The organism is Methylobacterium sp. Gmos1, from assembly GCF_053764715.1.
In genome coordinates this window covers 226217-243529 of sequence record NZ_JBSNCC010000005.1, presented here as the reverse complement: position 1 = coordinate 243529, position 17313 = coordinate 226217, and the positions used below count along the sequence as shown (strand labels likewise).

17 protein-coding genes are annotated in these 17313 nt (G+C 71.7%); 9 read left to right on the top strand and 8 right to left on the bottom strand.

Going from position 1 to position 17313, the window contains the following annotated elements; genetic code table 11:
• Position 1 precedes the first annotated feature (1 nt).
• Positions 2–1273 carry an alpha-hydroxy acid oxidase gene (locus ACS5PV_RS12995; RefSeq protein WP_455395737.1) on the bottom strand — a complete coding sequence of 424 codons (1272 nt, stop codon included), beginning with the start codon at positions 1271–1273 and terminating at the stop codon, positions 2–4.
• Between the two features lie 247 nt (positions 1274–1520).
• Between ACS5PV_RS12995 and ACS5PV_RS12990 the strand changes: the two genes are divergently transcribed.
• Positions 1521–2330, top strand: coding sequence for a formate/nitrite transporter family protein (locus tag ACS5PV_RS12990; protein WP_455395736.1), 810 nt, complete (start codon positions 1521–1523; stop codon positions 2328–2330).
• A gap of 129 nt (positions 2331–2459) precedes the next feature.
• Complete coding sequence (locus ACS5PV_RS12985; protein WP_455395735.1) at positions 2460–2894, top strand: tellurite resistance TerB family protein; 435 nt, start codon at positions 2460–2462, stop codon at positions 2892–2894.
• A 106-nt stretch (positions 2895–3000) separates the two neighbouring features.
• On the opposite strand, the gene ACS5PV_RS12980 is transcribed toward ACS5PV_RS12985, so the two are convergent.
• The 7 genes from ACS5PV_RS12980 to ACS5PV_RS12950 form a co-directional block, all read right to left on the bottom strand.
• Positions 3001–3987 carry a GlxA family transcriptional regulator gene (locus ACS5PV_RS12980; protein WP_455395734.1) on the bottom strand — a complete coding sequence of 329 codons (987 nt, stop codon included), beginning with the start codon at positions 3985–3987 and terminating at the stop codon, positions 3001–3003.
• A complete protein-coding gene (locus ACS5PV_RS12975) occupies positions 3984–4544 on the bottom strand; it encodes an isochorismatase family protein (RefSeq protein WP_455395733.1) in 561 nt (186 codons plus the stop codon). Before ACS5PV_RS12975 ends, ACS5PV_RS12980 begins: the two co-directional genes overlap by 4 nt.
• 100 nt (positions 4545–4644) lie before the next feature.
• A complete protein-coding gene (locus tag ACS5PV_RS12970; RefSeq protein WP_455395732.1) occupies positions 4645–5259 on the bottom strand; it encodes a LysE family translocator in 615 nt (204 codons plus the stop codon).
• An 80-nt stretch (positions 5260–5339) separates the two neighbouring features.
• Positions 5340–6236 carry an alpha/beta fold hydrolase gene (locus ACS5PV_RS12965; RefSeq protein ID WP_455395731.1) on the bottom strand — a complete coding sequence of 299 codons (897 nt, stop codon included), beginning with the start codon at positions 6234–6236 and terminating at the stop codon, positions 5340–5342.
• Positions 6237–6318: 82 nt separating this feature from the next.
• On the bottom strand, positions 6319–8556 hold the full coding sequence (locus tag ACS5PV_RS12960; RefSeq protein WP_455395730.1) for a xanthine dehydrogenase family protein molybdopterin-binding subunit: 2238 nt from the start codon (positions 8554–8556) through the stop codon (positions 6319–6321).
• Positions 8557–8566: 10 nt separating this feature from the next.
• Positions 8567–9580 carry an FAD binding domain-containing protein gene (locus ACS5PV_RS12955; protein WP_455395729.1) on the bottom strand — a complete coding sequence of 338 codons (1014 nt, stop codon included), beginning with the start codon at positions 9578–9580 and terminating at the stop codon, positions 8567–8569.
• Complete coding sequence (locus ACS5PV_RS12950; RefSeq protein WP_455395728.1) at positions 9577–10098, bottom strand: (2Fe-2S)-binding protein; 522 nt, start codon at positions 10096–10098, stop codon at positions 9577–9579. Before ACS5PV_RS12950 ends, ACS5PV_RS12955 begins: the two co-directional genes overlap by 4 nt.
• Before the next feature lie 690 nt (positions 10099–10788).
• On the opposite strand from ACS5PV_RS12950, the gene ACS5PV_RS12945 reads away from it, so the two are divergent.
• The 7 genes from ACS5PV_RS12945 to ACS5PV_RS12915 all read left to right on the top strand — a co-directional run bounded on the left by ACS5PV_RS12945 (position 10789) and on the right by ACS5PV_RS12915 (position 17274).
• On the top strand, positions 10789–11883 hold the full coding sequence (locus ACS5PV_RS12945) for an ABC transporter ATP-binding protein (protein ID WP_455395727.1): 1095 nt from the start codon (positions 10789–10791) through the stop codon (positions 11881–11883).
• Complete coding sequence (locus ACS5PV_RS12940) at positions 11880–12812, top strand: ABC transporter permease (RefSeq protein WP_455395726.1); 933 nt, start codon at positions 11880–11882, stop codon at positions 12810–12812. Before ACS5PV_RS12945 ends, ACS5PV_RS12940 begins: the two co-directional genes overlap by 4 nt.
• Before the next feature lies 1 nt (position 12813).
• Positions 12814–13593: an ABC transporter permease gene (locus ACS5PV_RS12935; RefSeq protein ID WP_455395725.1), complete on the top strand. Its 780-nt coding sequence runs from the start codon at positions 12814–12816 to the stop codon at positions 13591–13593.
• Positions 13594–13882: 289 nt separating this feature from the next.
• Complete coding sequence (locus ACS5PV_RS12930; protein WP_455395724.1) at positions 13883–14140, top strand: type II toxin-antitoxin system Phd/YefM family antitoxin; 258 nt, start codon at positions 13883–13885, stop codon at positions 14138–14140.
• Positions 14137–14529 carry a type II toxin-antitoxin system VapC family toxin gene (locus ACS5PV_RS12925; RefSeq protein ID WP_455395723.1) on the top strand — a complete coding sequence of 131 codons (393 nt, stop codon included), beginning with the start codon at positions 14137–14139 and terminating at the stop codon, positions 14527–14529. Before ACS5PV_RS12930 ends, ACS5PV_RS12925 begins: the two co-directional genes overlap by 4 nt.
• A gap of 70 nt (positions 14530–14599) precedes the next feature.
• Complete coding sequence (gene rutA, locus ACS5PV_RS12920) at positions 14600–15694, top strand: pyrimidine utilization protein A (RefSeq protein ID WP_455395722.1); 1095 nt, start codon at positions 14600–14602, stop codon at positions 15692–15694.
• Positions 15691–17274, top strand: a complete 1584-nt coding sequence (locus ACS5PV_RS12915) for an amidase (RefSeq protein ID WP_455395721.1) — start codon at positions 15691–15693, stop codon at positions 17272–17274. Before rutA ends, ACS5PV_RS12915 begins: the two co-directional genes overlap by 4 nt.
• Positions 17275–17313: the final 39 nt, after the last annotated feature.

The following is a 17313-nucleotide window of genomic DNA, read 5'->3' as shown; positions in this document are numbered from 1 at the left end:
CTCACCACCCTCCACCCCGCCGCGCCCGCACGTGGTCGCGCGTGATGGATTCGAGCGTCGGCGTCCCGAGCAGGGTCATGGCGTTGTCGAGTTCGCCCCGGAAGATCTCGATCGTCCGCGAGACGCCCTCGGTCCCGCCGGCCGACAGGCCCCACAGGAACGGCCGGCCCAGGCTGCACGCGGTGGCCCCGAGCGCCAGCGCCTTGATCACGTCGGTGCCGCGGCGCACGCCGCCGTCGAGGATGATTTCGGCGCGGGCCCCCACCGCCTCGGCCACCTCGGGGAGCGCCGCGATCGCCGCCGGCACGTCGTCGAGCTGGCGTCCGCCGTGGTTCGACACGATCACCGCCTCGATCCCGAGTCCCACCGCCTTCTCGGCGTCGGCCGGGTGCAGGAGACCCTTGAGCGCCATCGGGCCGCGCCACTGATCGCGGATGCGCGCGATGTCGTCCCAGTTCGCCGAGGGGTCGAACAGCGAGGCGACGTGCTGCGCCACGCTGGTGAAGCCGCTGCCCGCGACCTGGAAGTTGCCGAAGCCCAGCCGCGAGCGGGCGGCGCCGGCGAGCCAGGCCGGGCGGCGGGCGAGGTCGAGGGCGGTGGAGAGGCGCGGGCGCAGCGGCATGGTGAAGGCGTTGCGCAGGTCGCGCTCGCGCCGTCCCTGCACGGCGAGGTCGACGGTGAGGCACAGCACCCGGTAGCGCGACGCGGCGGCCCGGCGCAGCAGCGCCTGCATCCACTCCCGATCGCGCAGAAAGTAGAGCTGGAACCAGCGCTCGCCCCCGGGTGCGCCCGCCGCCACGTGCTCGATCGAACCGACGGAGTTGGTCGACAGGCAGTAGGGGATGCCGGCCCTGGCGGCGGCCTGCGCCCCCGCCACCTCGCCGTCGGGCCAGAAGAACCCGGCGAGCCCGGTCGGAGCCATCATGATCGGCAACGAGGAGGGGTAGCCGAGGATCGACCGCGACAGGTCGCGGGTGCCGACATCGACGCCGACCCGCGGCATCAGCATCCAGGCGTCGAAGGCCTCGACGTTGTCGCGAAGCGTGCGCTCGTCCTCGGCACCGCCGTCGATGAAGTCGAACACCGCCTTCGGCAGCCGGCGCGCGGCCTGGTCGCGCAGGTCCGCGACGGCGTGGGCCCGCTGCAACCGGGCGGTCAGGCGGGTCGGGGCGGCGGAGGGCGTCGCCCCGGCCGGGGCCCGCGGCGGCAGGGTCGGGTCGGAGGACGGCCGACGGGCGAGGGCCCGCCCCGTGCGGTGCTCGTCTGCATCCACGCTTGCCTCCCGCTCCGGTTCTTCGATCCGGTCGTCCCGACGGATAACGCCAGCGCTCAGAGCATTTTCCGACGAAGTGGATACCGGTTCGTCGCAGAAAATGCGGCAAAAATTAAAGATCTCGAGCGCTTCGCGATTGCAACGCGATCGTGAAGCGCTCGAGTCGCCCGCAACCGGCCGGAGGAGGGCGTGGAACGGCGGCAGATGCCGCGCGTCGAACCCGCTCCAGAGGCGGCACGGCATCATCATGGCGGAACGGGACGAAGGCGAGCGCGGCGAGATCGAGGATCGCTCGGCGCCCCGCGCCACGGTCGTCCACGAGGCGGTGCGCAAGCAGGGACGGGAGGAGCTGGCGCGCCCCGCCGGCTCGCTGTTCTGGTCCGGCGTCGCGGCCGGTATCGCGATCACCGCCTCGGTGATCGCGCAGGGCGCCCTGCACCACAAGCTGCCGGCCGACATGGCGGCCCGCACTCTCGTCTCGCAGCTCGGCTATCCCCTCGGCTTCCTGATCGTGATCCTCGGGCGGCTCCAGCTCTTCACCGAGCAGACGATCGTGACCGTGCTGCCCCTCGTCACCGAGCCGAGCCGGCGGGCGCTCGCCGCCACCGCCCGGCTGTGGGGCATCGTGCTCCTCGGCAACCTCGCCGGCACCGCCGCCGCGGCGGCGCTCAACGTCCACGGCCACCTGGTGAGCGCAGGTCTCCTCGACGCGATGCTGGCCGTGTCGCGGGAGAGCCTGATGCACAAGGCGCCGTCCGAGATGCTGCTCCAGGGCATCCCGGCCGGCTTCCTGATCGCCACCGTGGCGTGGCTGCGTGCGGCATCGAGCGGGGGCGAGTTCTGGATCGTCTTCGCCGTCACCTTCGCGATCGTGCTCGGCGACTTCACCCACGTGGTGGCGGGCGCGGCGGAGGCCTTCCTGCTGCTCTTTGCCGGGGAGGCCGGCCCGGCCCAGGTCTTCGGCGGTATGATCCTGCCGGCCCTGGTCGGCAACGTCGTCGGCGGCACCGGCCTGTTCGCGCTCCTGGCCCACGCTCAGGTCCGGCAGGAACTCTGAGGCGCCGGGAACTGTGACCCGCGGGGAACTTCCGGGCCGTTCATGCTGCGCTGCGGCAGGCTGCCGATTTTCTCGTCTCCCCGCGCTTGCTAAGCAGGCCGCGACGGACACGCGAGACAAGGGAGCCCGATGAGCCTCGTTCAGGCGGCCTTCGGCCGGTTCAAGCAGACGGTGACGGCTTATGCGGGCGATGCCGCGCTGATGCGGGCCGCGGTGTCGGCCTGCGCCAACGTGATCGTGGCCGACGGCGAGGTCGCGGGTGCGGAGTTCGAGGCGGCGCTGAAGGGCATGCTGGCCGACCCGATCCTCGAGAAGGGCTACGACAGCCTGATGCTGGAGGAAGAGCTCTACGACGCGATCGGCCGCGCCCGCACCCGCGCCGGGCGGATGCAGAACATCCACTTCATCGAGGCGCTGGCCGAGCGCCCGGCCGAGCAGCGCCAGAGCGTCTTCCTGATCGCCGCCGACGTCGCCGATTTCGAGGGCATCAGCCCGTCCGAGCACCGGGCCCTGACCGAGGTGGCGGGTGCGCTCGGGCTCGACCGGGACGCGCTGCTCGCCTAGAGGCCTTCACGATCGCGTTGCAATCGTGAAGGTCTCTAGGTTTTTGATTTTGAAGCATTTTCTGCGACGAACCGGTTTCCACTTCGTCGGAAAATGCTCGAAAACCTTACCCCTCCCGCAGCGCGCTCGGCGGGCGGTCGTGCAGGCGCCCCCAGGCCCGGCGGAGCTGGCGCGGCGAGGCGAAACCCGCCCGCTCGGCGACGCTCTCCATGTCCAGGCGGGTCCGGCCGAGGAGGTCGCGGGCGAGGGCCACCCGCAGGGCATTGACGTAGCTCGGCAGGCTCATCCCGGCATGGCGGTTGAACAGCCGCGAGAGGTGGCGCGGGCTGGTGGCGGCGATGTCGGCCAGCGCCTCCAGGTTCCAGGCCCGGGCCGGATCGGCGCTCACCGCGTCCTGCACCCGATGGATCGCCGGGTGCAGGTGGTTGCGCCCCTCCAGCCAGGGCGAGAGTTGCGGGTCGTGGCCGCTCCTGCGCAGGTACACGACGAGGTAGCGCGCCACCGCCGCGGCGCAGGCCGGATCGACGAGGCGCGCCACCAGGTGCAGCATCAGGTCGATACCGGCGGTGATGCCCGCGCTGGTCAGCCGCTCGCCGTCCTCGACGAACAGCCGGTCCTCCAGCACCCGTGCTGCGGGCGCCAGCGCCGCGAGCTCGGCGCAGGCCCCGTGATGGGTGGTGCAGGCATGCCCGTCCAGCAGCCCGGCCCGGGCCGCCAGCAGGGCGCCGGAGCAGATCGAGACCAGGCGGTGGCCCGGGCGGACCGCGTCCCGCAGCCAGGCGACGATCGCCGCCTCGGCCGCCCGCTCGGGCTCGCCCGGGGGATGGGGATCGCCCAGCACCAGCTCCGCCGTGCCGGCGAGCACCACGGTCGCTCCCTCCGGCAGCGGCGCGGGCAGGGGCCGCAGGCCGGACAACCCGAGCCCGATCGAGCTCGCGACCTCGGGGTGCGGCCCGACATGGCTGACGCGAAACCGCACCCGGTCCTGGATCAGGTTGGCCTTGCGCAGGACCTCGACCGGCCCGGCCACGTCGAGGAGCAGGGTGCGCGGCGGGCACACCACCACGACCGGGATCTCGGCCGGCGCGCTCACGCCGCGAGGCGGGAGGCCGGCCCGGAAAGCGCCTCCGCGACCGTCGCGATGCGGGCGAAGCGCCCGGCCAGCACCAGCTCGGTGCGCGCCCGGATCTCGTCGGCGCTCCAGCGCCGGCCGGCGGCGTCGGTCATCGCGAAGGTCAGGGTCGCCTCCGCGACGTAGTCGACCGCGTAGCCGAGGTCCGAGGCGTGGCGGGTGGTGGTCTCGCAGCACTGCTCGGTGCGGATGCCGGCGACGAGCAGCCGGCGGAGTCCGTTCTGGTTGAGCCAGACGTCGAGCCCGCTGCCGACGAGCGCGCTGTGGCGCCGCTTGTGGAACACCGCGTCGGGCGCAAGCCGCAGCGGCTCCAGGGTGCGGACATTGCCGGATGCGAGGGAGAACGGCCCCTCCTCCTCGACGTGGAAGACCTGCACCACGGGGACGTTTCGCGCCACGGCACCGTCGATCAGTGCCTGCGTCCGATCGAGGAAGCGGGGGAGGTCGGCCTCGTCCCAGTAGGGGCGGTGGCGGAAGGACTCCTGGACGTCGATGACGAGGAGGGCGGTGTCCGGCATGGGCCTGATCCTTAACGGTTGGGACGGCGCCAGGATAGGCGCCGCCCCGGATCCCGAAAGGCCGCGTCCGGACCGGAAGCGGACGAAAAAGGACAGCGGCTCAGCGCGCCGCGACCACCGCCACCCCGGCGCCGACCATGACCCCGCCGGCGACCCGGTTCACCCGCCGGACCGCCGCGCGGGTGCGCAAGGTCCGCCGCAGCCGCCCGGCCAGGAGGACGTGCCCGCCGATCACCACGGCCTCGACCGCCAGGATCACGGCGGCGAGGATCCCGACCTGCGCCGGGGTGAGGGCGGCGCCGACGACGTTCGGCAACAGGGCGACGTAGAACAGCGGCATCTTCGGGTTGCCGAGGTTGAGGGCAAAGCCGGTCAGCGCGCTTGCCGCGAGGCCGGGACGCTGGCCGCCCGCGCGCTCCGCCGGCAGCACCGGCTCCGCGGTCCAGAGCCGGATCCCGGCCCAGACCAGGTAGGCGGCGCCCGCGTACCGCAGGACCGTCATCGCCGCCCCCATCTCCTGCGCCACCACCGCGAGCCCGTACGCCGCGAGGATCAGCACGGCCAGGATGCCGGCCACCATGCCGAAGCCGTAGGCGAGGCCCGCCGCCGGCCCGTGCGACAGGGTGCGAGCGACGATGGTCATGTTGTCGGGCCCGGGGCTCGCGGCGAAGACCAGGAAGGCGGCTGCGAACGAGAGCAGCGTGACGGGTTCCATCGGGCTTCCCCTGCCTCGAGACACGCAGAGGTTCAGCAAGTTTCAGGCCGTTGCCGCTGCCTTCGGCGGATGACCCCGCCTCAATGCTGCCCGACCTCGCCCAGATGCGTCAGCAGCGCCTCGGCCACCTTGTCCGGCGCCTCCCGGGTCGGGAAGTGGCCGACGCCGTCGAGCTCGACCTGCCGGTACGGCCCGGTGAAGTGCTGCGCCTGGCCCGCGAACGAGGCCGGGAGCAGGCAGGTGTCGTCGGCGCCGTGGATCACCAGGGTCGGCACCGCGATGCTTGGCGCTGCCTCCGCCGCCTGCCGCAGCTCGGAAAAACGCGGGTCGGGCGCGTCGGCGCCCCAGCGCGAGCGGTAGAAGTTGAGGGTGACGGCGGCCCAGTCCGGGTTCTGGAGCGACGGGGCGGTCTTGCCGAAGGTCTCGTCGGTGAACCACGGCCCGGGCGGGCTCCAGGCCACCCATTGCTCGCGGGCGAAGGCGAGCGGGTTCTCGCGCACGAAGGCGGCGCCCGGCTCGGTGTTCATGAACCACTGGTACCAGAAGGCGCGCACCTGCGGCAGCGGCGGCACGCCGATGCGGCCCGGCGCCCAGGGCACCGAGAGGGCGGCGATCGAGGACACCCGCTGCGGCCGGGCCGCGGCGAGCATGTAGGCGACCCGCGCGCCCCAGTCGTGGCCGACGACCGGAAGGCGCGAGAAGCCGAGGGCATCCATGAAGCCGAGGATGTCGGTGGCGAGCGCCGCGGTCTCGCCGGTCTTCGGGCCTTCCGGGTTCAGGAACTTCGTCGGCCCGCAGCCGCGCCAGTAGGGCACGATGGTGCGCCAGCCGGCGGCGTTCAGCACGGGCACCACGCCGTCGAAGGTCCGCGGGTCGTCCGGCCAGCCGTGCAGCAGGAGGACCGGCTGGCCCATGTCCGGCCCCGAGGCCTCGTAGGTGATCTCGACCTCGCCGGCCGTGACGCTGTTGACGTCCATGGGCACTGCTCCCCGTGCACAAACGCGAGGGGCGGAAGCCCGAAAGGCCCCGCCCCTTGCTGTCTCCACGGCGTGAGATGGGTCAGGCGATGATCTTGTCGATGGTGATCGGCAGCTCGCGCACCCGCTTGCCGGTGGCGTGGAACACCGCGTTCGCCACCGCGGCGGCCGCGCCGACGATGCCGATCTCGCCGAGGCCCTTGACGCCGAGCGGGCTGACCTTGTCGTCGTGCTCGTCGACGAAGATCACCTCGATGTCGTGGATGTCGGCGTTCACCGGCACGTGGTACTCGCCGAGATTGTGGTTCATGATCCGCCCGAGGGTGTGGTCGAGCATCGACTCCTCCTCCAGCGCCGCGCCGATCCCCATCACCACCCCGCCGAGGATCTGGCTGCGGGCGGTCTTGAGGTTGAGGATCTTGCCGGCCGCGATGGCGCTCACCACCCGCGTCACCCGCACCACGCCGAGATCCTCGTCGATCTTCACCTCGGCGAAGACCGCCGAGTGGGTGTAGGCCGAGAAGCGCATGTTGGTGAGCATGCTCGGCTTGACCTTCTCGGTCGCCGTGACCGTCTCGGCGCCGCCGGCCCGCATCGCCTCGGTGATCGAGACCTTGCGCGAGGGATCGCCCTGGAGCCGGATCTCGCCGTCGGCGAAGGTCACGTGGGCGAAATCGGCGTTGGCAAGCGGTGACTCCGCCATGCCGCGGGCGTAGCCGAACAGCTTTTCCGCTACCGTGCGGCAGGCCGCCTGCACGGCGGCGCCCGAGGAGGCCGCGGTCCAGGAGCCGCCGGCGAGCGGCGCCTCGGGCAGCGCGGTGTCGCCGAGCCGGGTGGTGACCTGGTCGAGCGGCAGCCCGAGCGCGTCGGCGCCGATCTGCGCCAGGATCGTGTAGGTGCCGGTCCCCAGATCGGCGGTCGAGCAGGCGAGTTCGAGCTTGCCGTCGGGCGTGAGCGTGGCGCTCGCGCTCGACTGCATCATCATCGCCTCCCACACGCCGGTCGCCATGCCCCAGCCGACGAGCTCGCGCCCGTCGCGCATCGAGCGCGGCTCCGCCTTCCGCTTCGACCAGCCGAAGCGCTCGGCGCCCTGCTCGTAGGCGGCACGCAGGGCCTTCGAGGTGAAGTCCTTGCCCTCGCCCTCGTCGCGCTCGGCGTAGTTGCGCAGGCGCAACTCCAGCGGATCGACGCCGGTGGCGTAGGCCAGCTCGTCCATCGCGCATTCGAGGGCGAAGATGCCCGTCACCGCGCCCGGCGCGCGCATGTCGGACGGGGTGTAGGTGTCGATCTTGGCGAGCTTGTAGTCGAGCGTGACGTTAGGGCAGTGGTAGAGCAGGCCCGACCAGTTGACGACCGCCTCCTGGTAATCCTCGAAGGTCGAGGTGCCGGCGACCGCGTCGTGCGTCAGCGCCTGGAGCCGTCCGTCCCGGTCGGCGCCGAGCGCCACGGTCTGGTAGGTCTCGGGCCGGTAGCCGAAGGTGAACATCTGGTCGCGGGTCAGCACCACCCGCACCGAGCGCTTGAGGTCGAGGGCGGCCGAGACCGCGAGGTAGAGCTGGTATTGCGGCCGTAACCCTGAGCCGAACCCGCCGCCGACGTAAGGGGTGATCACCCGCACGTCGTCGAGCTTCAGGCTGAACACGCTGCAGACGTAGCCCTGCGTGTTGTTCACGCCCTGGATCTTGTCGTGGATGGTGAGCTTGCCCTCGCCCTCGTAGACCACCGTCGAGGCGTGCGGCTCCATCGGGTTGTGGTGCTCGATCGCCTGCTTGTACTCGTGGCGCAGGCGGATCGGCGCGGCGTCGTAGGCGCCCGCGGCGTCCCCGCGCGGGTCCGGCGGCGGCTTGATGCCCGAGCGCTTCTTCGGCGGCACGTAGGCCGCGTCGCGGTTCTTCGCGAGGTCGGTGTTCGGCACCTCCTCCTCGTAGGTCACCTTGACGAGGCTGGCGCCGTGGCGGGCGAGCTCGAAGCTCTCGGCCACCACCAGCGCCACCGGCTGGCCGCCATAGACGACCTCGGGGCCGTTGAGCGCCCGGAACGGCGAGCCGGGCGGCGCGACCTGGTCGCGGTAATTGTAGTCGAGCCAGGCGGTGCGCGGCTTGTTCTCGTGGGTGAACACCTTGATGACGCCGGGCACCGCCTCGGCGGCCTTGGTGTCGATCGCGGTGATGCGGCCCTTGGCGATGGCGCTCGACACCACGACCCCGTGGGCGAGGTCGGGGGCGGTGAACTCGGCGGCGTACCTGGCGGCGCCTGTCACCTTGGCGGGGCCGTCGAGCCGGCTCCTTGCGGTGCCGACATAGTGCGAGGGGGTGGCCATGGCGGTCCTCTTACGCGATGCGCTTGTCGGTCTGGGATTGCGGCGTGCCGGCGGCGGCCTGGGACAGGCCCCGCACGATGGCGCGCCGCGCCAGCTCGACCTTGAAGGCGTTGTGGGAATAGGGCCGGGCCTCGGCCAGGATCACGTCCGCGGCCTCGCGGAAGGTCTCCGGCGTGGCGGGCCTGCCCTGGAGGCGGCTTTCCGCCTCTTCGTTGCGCCAGGGCTTGTGGGCGACGCCGCCGAGCGCCAGGCGCGCGGTGCGGATCGTGTCGCCGTCCATCTCCAGCGCCGCCGCGACCGAGACGAGCGCAAACGCGTAGGACAGCCGGTCGCGCAGCTTCAGGTAGGTGTAGTGCTTCGAAAAGTCCTCGTCCGGCAGGTCGACCGAGAGCACGATCTCGCCGTGGCGCAGGGTGGTGTCGATGTGCGGCTGGTCGCCCGGCAGGCGATGGAACTCACCGATGGGGATCGCGCGCCGGCCGTCCGGTCCCTCGACCTGCACGGTGGCGTCGAGGGCCGCCAGCGCCACGCACATGTCGGAGGGATGGGTGGCGATGCACTTGTCCGAGGCGCCGAGGATGGCGTGGATGCGGTTCACGCCCGTCATCGCCGGGCAGCCGCTGCCGGGCTCGCGCTTGTTGCAGGGCGTGCCCTCGTCGTAGAAATAGTAGCAGCGCGTGCGCTGGAGCAGGTTGCCGCCGGTGGTGGCGGCGTTGCGCAGCTGCGGCGAGGCGCCGGCGAGCAGCGCGCTCGCGAGCAGGGGATAGCGCTCGTTGACCAGCGGGTCGTAGGCGAGCGTGGCGTTCGGCACCAGCGCGCCGAGGCGCAGGCCCCCCTCGTGCTGGACGATCTCGTCGAGGGGCAGGCGGGTGATGTCGATGAGGCGCCCCGGCCGCTCGACGTTGTACTTCATCAGATCGACGAGGTTGGTGCCGCCGGCGATGAAGCGCGCCGCCGGATCGGACGCGAGGGCCTGCACGGCCTCCTGCACGGTGCCGGCGCGGGTATAGTCGAACCGGTTCATTCCGCGGCCTCCCGGAACGAGGACGACTTGTGCTTCAGTACGTCCTCGACGGCGTCGACGATGTTGGAATAGGCGCCGCAGCGGCAGATGTTGCCGCTCATGTGCTCGCGGATCTCCTCGCGGGAGCGGGCGCGGCCCTCCTCGATCAGCGCCACCGCCGACATGATCTGGCCCGGCGTGCAGTAGCCGCACTGGAACGCGTCGTGCTCGACGAACGCCGCCTGGACCGGGTGGAGGGCACCCGAGGACAGGCCCTCGATCGTGGTGACCGTGGCGCCGTCCTTCTGCACCGCCAGCGCCAGGCAGGAATTGATCCGCTTGCCGTCGACGATGACCGTGCAGGCGCCGCACTGGCCGTGGTCGCAGCCCTTCTTGGTGCCGGTGAGGTCGAGTTCCTCGCGCAACAGGTCGAGGAGCGTGGTCCAGGGCGCGACCTGGAGCTTGCGCTCCTGCCCGTTGACCGTGAGGGTGACGGGAATCGTCCCCGGTGGGGCGGAGGAGCCGCTTTCGCTCAACATGGGCCTGCCATCGATCGTGAGGAGGCCCGGCACCGGCGCGCGCTCAGGAAGCGCGCGGCCCATCGGCCGGGCGGCATACCCAATAACCGTTCCAGTGTGGGGTCGTTCCCCAAGGGAGTATGGGGGGGTTGGGGACGGGTGGTCGCGGGGGGGTTCGGAGGTGCCCGCGAGAGCCGCGGCACCGGCGGCTGGCCAATCTCGACAGGCGACGGTGGTTTTCGGTCGAGCGTCGAGCGTCGGGCGCTTGGCACGGCCGGGATCGGCGCCGGAACGACCTGCAGGGTATGGCGTCGCTCGCGGTCGAACGACCGGGTCCGCGCTCCCGAACGCACCGCAGCCGTCACAGACAAAGGCGCCCCTCCCCGCGCGGAGAGAGACGCCAAGTCTGTGACACGTCTCGGGAGGAGATGCGGAGGCCGTTCAGGTCCCTGGACGCAGTGAACGGCATCGACGCGTGTCGGCGCTCATCAATGCACGGCTCCGGATAGAGTGCAAGGTGCTACGGCACCCGGCCTTGGTTCGAAGGATCGAGGGCGGCGAAGATTACCGTTACCACGGTCAAGGTGTTTTCCGTCCGCGGAATGATGCTGTTCGCTCACGCGCGGCGGGCCCGCACTCGGCGGCCCTTCCCGGACGCCGCCTTCCCGGGCTAGATGTCGGGCTCCCGCCCGCCCGCGCCGCCCGGACGACGTGACGACGCCTGCCTCCTCCACGACCTCGCCCGCCACCGGCCGCCTCCGCTTCGCGGCGGTGTCGAAGCGCTTCGGCGACCACCTCGCCGTCGATGGCATCGACCTCGACCTCGAACCCGGGGCGGTGTTCTGCCTGCTCGGGCCGTCGGGCTGCGGCAAGTCCACGCTCCTGCGCATGACCGCCGGCTTCGAGGAGCCGAGCGCCGGAACGATCCTCCTCGACGGGCAGGACCTCGCCGGGGTGCCGCCGCATCGCCGGCCGGTCAACATGATGTTCCAGTCCTATGCCCTGTTCCCGCACCGGGACGTGGCGAGGAACATCGCCTACGGGCTCGAGCGGGAGGGCTTGCCGGAGCCTGAGATCACCGCCCGGGTGGCCGAGATGCTGCGGCTCGTCCAGCTCGAGCATCTGGCCGCCCGCCGGCCCGACCAGCTCTCCGGGGGCCAGCGCCAGCGGGTGGCGCTCGCCCGGGCGCTCGCCAAGCGACCCCGGGTGCTGCTTCTCGACGAGCCGCTCGGCGCCCTCGACCGTGCCTTGCGGGAGGAGACGCAGGGCGAGCTGCGGGCGCTCCAGCGCCGGCTCGGCACCACCTTCGTGGTCGTCACCCACGACCCCGCCGAGGCGATGGTGCTCGCCGACCGCATCGGCGTGATGGCGGCGGGCCGGCTGGTCCAGGTCGGGCCGGCCGCCGTGCTCTACGAGCGCCCGGCCACCCGCTACGTCGCGGGCCTCCTCGGCGACGTGAACCTGATCGAGGGCCGGCTCGGGGAGGGCGGGGCAGGGGGCCTGCGCAACCTCGACACGCCGCTCGGCCCCTTGCGGGCCTTCGACCATCACGGCGCAGGGCCGGCCGGCGCCCCGGGCCTCTTCGCCCTGCGGCCGGAGCGTCTGACCCTCGGGGAGGACGGCCTTCCGGGCACGCTCCTCGACGCGACCTATCTCGGGGACAGGATCCTCTACCGGGTCGGCCTCGCCGACGGGCGGAGCTTGCGCGCCGCGGGACCGCCCGGAGCCGGCCCGGCCGTCGGCGCCCCGGTGTGCCTCGCCTTCGCGCCCGAGGCCGCCTCGCTGCTGCCGGCGGATCCCGCATGAGGGCGCGCCCGCGCGAGATGAGGGTGCGCCTGCGCGAGTCCCTGCGGCGCCTGCGCCTGCCGGCTGTGCCGCTGCTCTGGCTCCTCGCCTTCTTCGGCCTGCCGTTCCTCGTCGTCGTCAAGATCAGCCTGTCGGACCCGGCGACGGCGCTGCCGCCCTACACCCCGGTGCTCGCCTGGGATGCGGGGCTCGCGGCCTGGGCCGACGTGCTCGCCGCCCTCGACTTCGAGAACTACCGCACGCTGATCGCCGATCCCCTCTACCTCGAGGCGGGCCTGACCTCGCTCGCCGTCGCCTTGTCCACGACGGTGCTGCTGGTCCTCGTCGGCTATCCTGTCGCCTACGCGATGGCGCGGGCGCCGAAGGCGTGGCAGCCGCTCCTCGTCGCCCTGATGGTGATCCCGTTCTGGACGAGCTTTCTGATCCGGGTCTACGCCTGGATCGCGATCCTGAAGGCCGACGGGCTCCTCAACCAGGCGCTCCTGGCGCTCGGGCTGGTGTCGAAGCCGGTCGAGATCCTCAACACCCCGGCGGCGGTGATGATCGGGGTGGTCTACGCCTACCTGCCGTTCATGGTGCTGCCGCTCTACGCGGTGCTGGAACGTCTCGACCGCGGGCTGATCGAGGCCGCCCGCGACCTCGGGGCGAGCCGGCTGTCCGCCTTCCGCACCGTGACCCTGCCCCTGTCGCTGCCCGGCCTCGTCGCCGGCGCGCTCCTGTGCTTCATCCCGATCACCGGCGAGTTCATCATCCCGGACCTGCTCGGCGGTCCCGATACCCTGATGCTCGGGCGCGTGCTGTGGAGCGAGTTCTTCTCCAACCGCGACTGGCCGCTCGCCTCCGCGGTGGCGGTGGTGCTGCTCGTGATCGTGGCGGGGCCGGTCGTGCTGTTCCGCGAGGCCGAATCCCGCCGCCTGGAGCGTCCCTGAGATGCACCGCGCCCATCCGCTCGCCTGGGCCGCGCTCGGCCTCGGGATGGCCTTCCTGTACGGGCCGATCCTGCTGCTCGTCGTCTACTCGTTCAACGCCTCGCGCCTCGTCACGGTTTGGGCCGGGTTCTCGACCCGCTGGTATGCCGGCCTCCTCGACAACGGCCCGCTCGTCGAATCCACCCTCGTCACCCTGAAGGTGGCGCTCGCCTCGGCGAGCCTCGCGACGGTGCTCGGCACGCTGGCGGCGCTCGCCCTCGACGGGCGCCGGCGCTTCCCCGGCCGGCCGCTCCTCACCGGGCTCGTCTACGCCCCGATGGTGATGCCGGAGGTGATCACCGGCCTGTCGCTGCTGCTGCTCTTCGTGGGCCTCGGTATCCCCCGCGGCTTCTGGACCATCGTGATCGCGCACGCGACCTTCACGCTGTGCTTCGTCGCCGTCGTTGTGCAGGCACGCCTGCGCCACCTCGACCGCTCGCTGCTCGACGCCGCCGCCGACCTCGGTGCGGCGCCCGCCACCGTGTTTCGCACCGTGACCCTGCCGCTGATCGCGCCGGCCGTCATCGCCGGCTTCCTCCTCGCCTTCACCCTGTCGATGGACGACCTCGTGATCGCGAGCTTCGTCTCGGGCCCGGGCGCTACCACCCTGCCGATGCGTCTCTACAGTCAGGTCCGCCTCGGCGTGACCCCGGAGATCAACGCAATCTCGACCCTGCTGATCGGGGCGGTGAGCTTGGCGGTGCTGGGAGCCTCGGTGCTGACGGCGCGGCGGGGGCGATAGCCGGGTACGACGGTCACCGGGACGGGGCCGTCCTCGTCGCGCGGATCCGCCACCATGACGGGCAAGCGTGCGATCAGGGCGTCCGCAGTCGGCGCCTCGGCGCTGAGGGCGGGTCGCTCGCCTCGACGGATTGGACGTCCGCTTCAGGGGCGTGGGCGATCCGGATGGCGGTACGGTTCGCGACGGCTCCGAGGCGGCCCCGCTCCCGATCGAATCCGAGCGGCAGAACTATTGAACGAGGCGGTGGCGCAGTCCACTCTCCCATCCGGCAACGAATCGGAATGACGTCATGAAGGTCTCCGTTGCGGAAGCGGAAGGGCAATTGGCCGACCTCGTGCGGCGTGCAGAAACCGGCGACGAGGTGATTCTCACCCATCAGGGCCGAGCCGCCGTACGGCTCGTGCCGGTGAGGGCACCCCAGTCGGTGGAGGAACGGGAGCGGATCATCATGGCTGTCCGGGAAGCCGGCCGTGCCAAGGCAACGCCCGGACCGTCGGCCGCCCGAAGCCAGGATTTCCTCTACGATGACGAGGGTCTGCCACGGTGATCGTGGTCGACACGTCCGCACTGATGGCCGTCGCTCAGGACGAAGCGCAGGCCGTAGCCTGCATGGCCGTGCTCGTCACCGAACCCCATATCCTGATCTCGGCCGGCACCTTGGCGGAAGCCATGATCGTCTCGCAGCGGCGGAACGTTGCCGAGGGCGTGAAGGCGCTCGTCGACGATCTCGCGTTCGATGTCATCCCTATCACGGCAGCTATGGCCTACGAGTGCGCCGCTGCATACACACGGTGGGGCAAGGGTGTGCATCCGGCCGGCTTGAACATGGGCGATTGCTTCGCCTACGCGCTGGCCAAGGCACGCAGGTGCCCCTTGCTGTTCATCGGCAACGATTTCGCCCGCACCGATATAACGAGCGCGCTGAGCGGGACGTGAAAACGGCCCCAATCCTGCAAAGCCCCTCCGGACGGTCTCATGGCCGCCCCCGGAACCCGGAGCGCTTCGCATGGATGTCGGCGTGTTCATCCCGATCGGCAACAACGGCTGGCTGATCTCGGAGGCGGCCCCGCAATACAGGCCGACCTTCGCCCTCAACAAGGCGATCGTGCAGAAGGCGGAAGGCTACGGGCTCGATTTCGCCCTCTCGATGATCAAGCTGCACGGGTTCGGCGGCAAGACCGAGTTCTGGGACTACAACCTCGAATCCTTCACCCTGATGTCCGGCCTCGCGGCGGTGACCGAGCGGATCAAGCTCTTCGCCTCGACCGCCGTGCTGACCCTGCCGCCGGCCCTCGTCGCCCGGATGGCGACCACGATCGACTCGATCGCCCCCGGCCGCTTCGGCGTCAACATCGTCTCCGGCTGGCAGAAGGCGGAGTATGCCCAGATGGGCCTGTGGCCCGGCGACGACTATTTCGGCTACCGCTACGACTACTCGACCGAGTACGTCCGGGTGATGAAGGAGCTGTGGGAGACGGGCACCTCGGACTTCCAGGGCGAGCATTTCCGGATGGAGGGCTGCATGATGAAGCCCGCGCCCTCCGGCCCGATCCCGATCGTCGCCGCCGGCCAGAGCGGGCGCGGCATGGAATTCGCCGCCACTTACGCCGACTACAACTTCGTCCTCGGCACCGGCCTCAACACGCCGACGGCCTGCGCGCCGACCTGCGCCCGGCTGATCGAGGCGACAGCAAAAACGGGGCGCGACGTCGGCTCCTACGTGCTGATGATGGTGATCGCCGACGAGACCGACGCGGCGGCGGAAGCGCGCTGGATGGCCTACCGCCAGGGCGCCGACATGGCGGCTCTGGCCTGGATGCTCGACCAGAGCACGCAGGACAAGAACGCCTCGGCCGATTCGACCGCGACCTGGATGAACCTGCCCGAGGGGGCGGTGAACTTCAACATGGGGACGCTGGTCGGCTCCTACGCTAAGGTGGCGCGGATGCTCGACGAGGCGGCGACCGTGCCTGGGGTGAAGGGCATCATGCTGACCTTCGACGACTTCCTCGCAGGCCTCGACATCTTCGGCACCCGGATCCAGCCGATGATGGCCTGCCGTCAGGATCGGTTGCAGGTTCGCCAGGAGGTCGCCGCGTGAGCGTGTCCGACGCGCTCATCGCCCGCACGATCCTCGCCGGCACGGTGGCAGAGGCCGCCCCGGCCCGCGACCTGTCCTCGGCCTGGGAGCGCGACGCCCCCGAGCCGGCCCATGCCGAGCAGCGCCTGCGCGAGGCCGCGCGCGAGACCAAAGAGGCGGCGCCCGTCGCGCCGCCGCTGCCGCCGGTGGAGGACGGTCCGCTGCATGCCCTCGGGATCGGCGCGCTCCAGGCCGCCTACGCGGCGGGGGTGACCGATCCGGTGGGGCTCGTCGCGGACCTTCGGCAGCGCATCGCCCGCCACCCCTCCGGCCGCGACGCGGTGCTCGCCCCGGTGCCGGGCACGGACGAGGCGGCGGCGGAGAGCGCCCGGCGGATCCGGGCGGGGCAGGCCCGCCCCCTCGAAGGCGTGCCCTTCGGCATCAAGGACATCATCGACTGCGCCGGCGCGCCGGTGACCTGCGGCTCGCGCCTCACCGGCGCGCGGGTCGCCGACACCGACGCCACCGTGGTGGCCCGGCTGAGGGCCGCCGGCGCAATCCCGCTCGCCATGCTCGCCACCACCGAGTTCGCCTGCGGCTCGGCCCACAACCCCCGCTACGGCGCGGTCGCCAACCCGTGGGACCGGACGCGCTGGACCGGCGGCTCCTCCACGGGGTCCGGCGCCGCGCTCGCCGCCCGGCTGCTGCCGCTGGCGCTCGGTACCGATACCGGCGGCTCGATCCGGGCTCCCGCGGCCTGGTGCGGCATCACCGGCCTCAAAGCCACCCGCGGGCTGGTGCCGCGCACCGGCGTCGCGCCGCTGTCCTGGACCCTCGACCATGTCGGGCCGATGGCCCGCTCGGCCGAGGACCTGGCCCGGGTGATGCCCTGGATCGCCGGCCCCGACGGCGCCGACCCGCACGCCGCCGGCCGCTACGACGCCGCCCGGGCGCGAGGCCTCCCCGGCCTGCGGGTCGGCGTACCCGACGGCTGGTTCACGGCGATGCAGGACTCTGGCGTGCTCGCAGCCTGGCAGGCGATGCTGCGGGTGCTGGAAGGGCAGGGTGCGCGCCTCGTGCCGGTCGATCTCGGGCCGGTCGCGACCGCGCACCAGGACGGCTACACGATCGTGATGGCCGAACTCGCTGCGCTCCAGGAGCCCGACCTCGACCGCGCCGCGGCGCTCGATCCCGGCACTCGCGCCCGGATGGACCAGGGCCGGCTCTTCTCCGCCACCGACTACCTGCGCGCCCTGCGCCGCCGGCCGGTCGTGCTGGCGCAGGTCCTCGACGCGCTGTCCGAGGTCGACGTCCTGGTGACCCCGGGCCTCGGCGGTGAGGCGGCCTCGCTCGACAACCTCACGATCGACGTGAACGGCGAGGCCCACCCGCTCCAGGCGGTGCTGCCGCGCAACACCATGTTGTTCGACTATACCGGCCTGCCAGCCCTGATGCTGCCGACCGGCCTCGGCCGCACCGGGTTGCCGGTGGCGGCGCAGGTGGTGGGCAAGCCCTACGACGATGCCTTGTGCTTGAGCGTCGGGGCGGCGTTCCAGCGGGAGACGGGGCATCATCTGGCGATGCCGCCAGGGGCGGGGTGAAGCCTCCGACCTCCCGTATGGCTGAGTTCGTAAAGATGC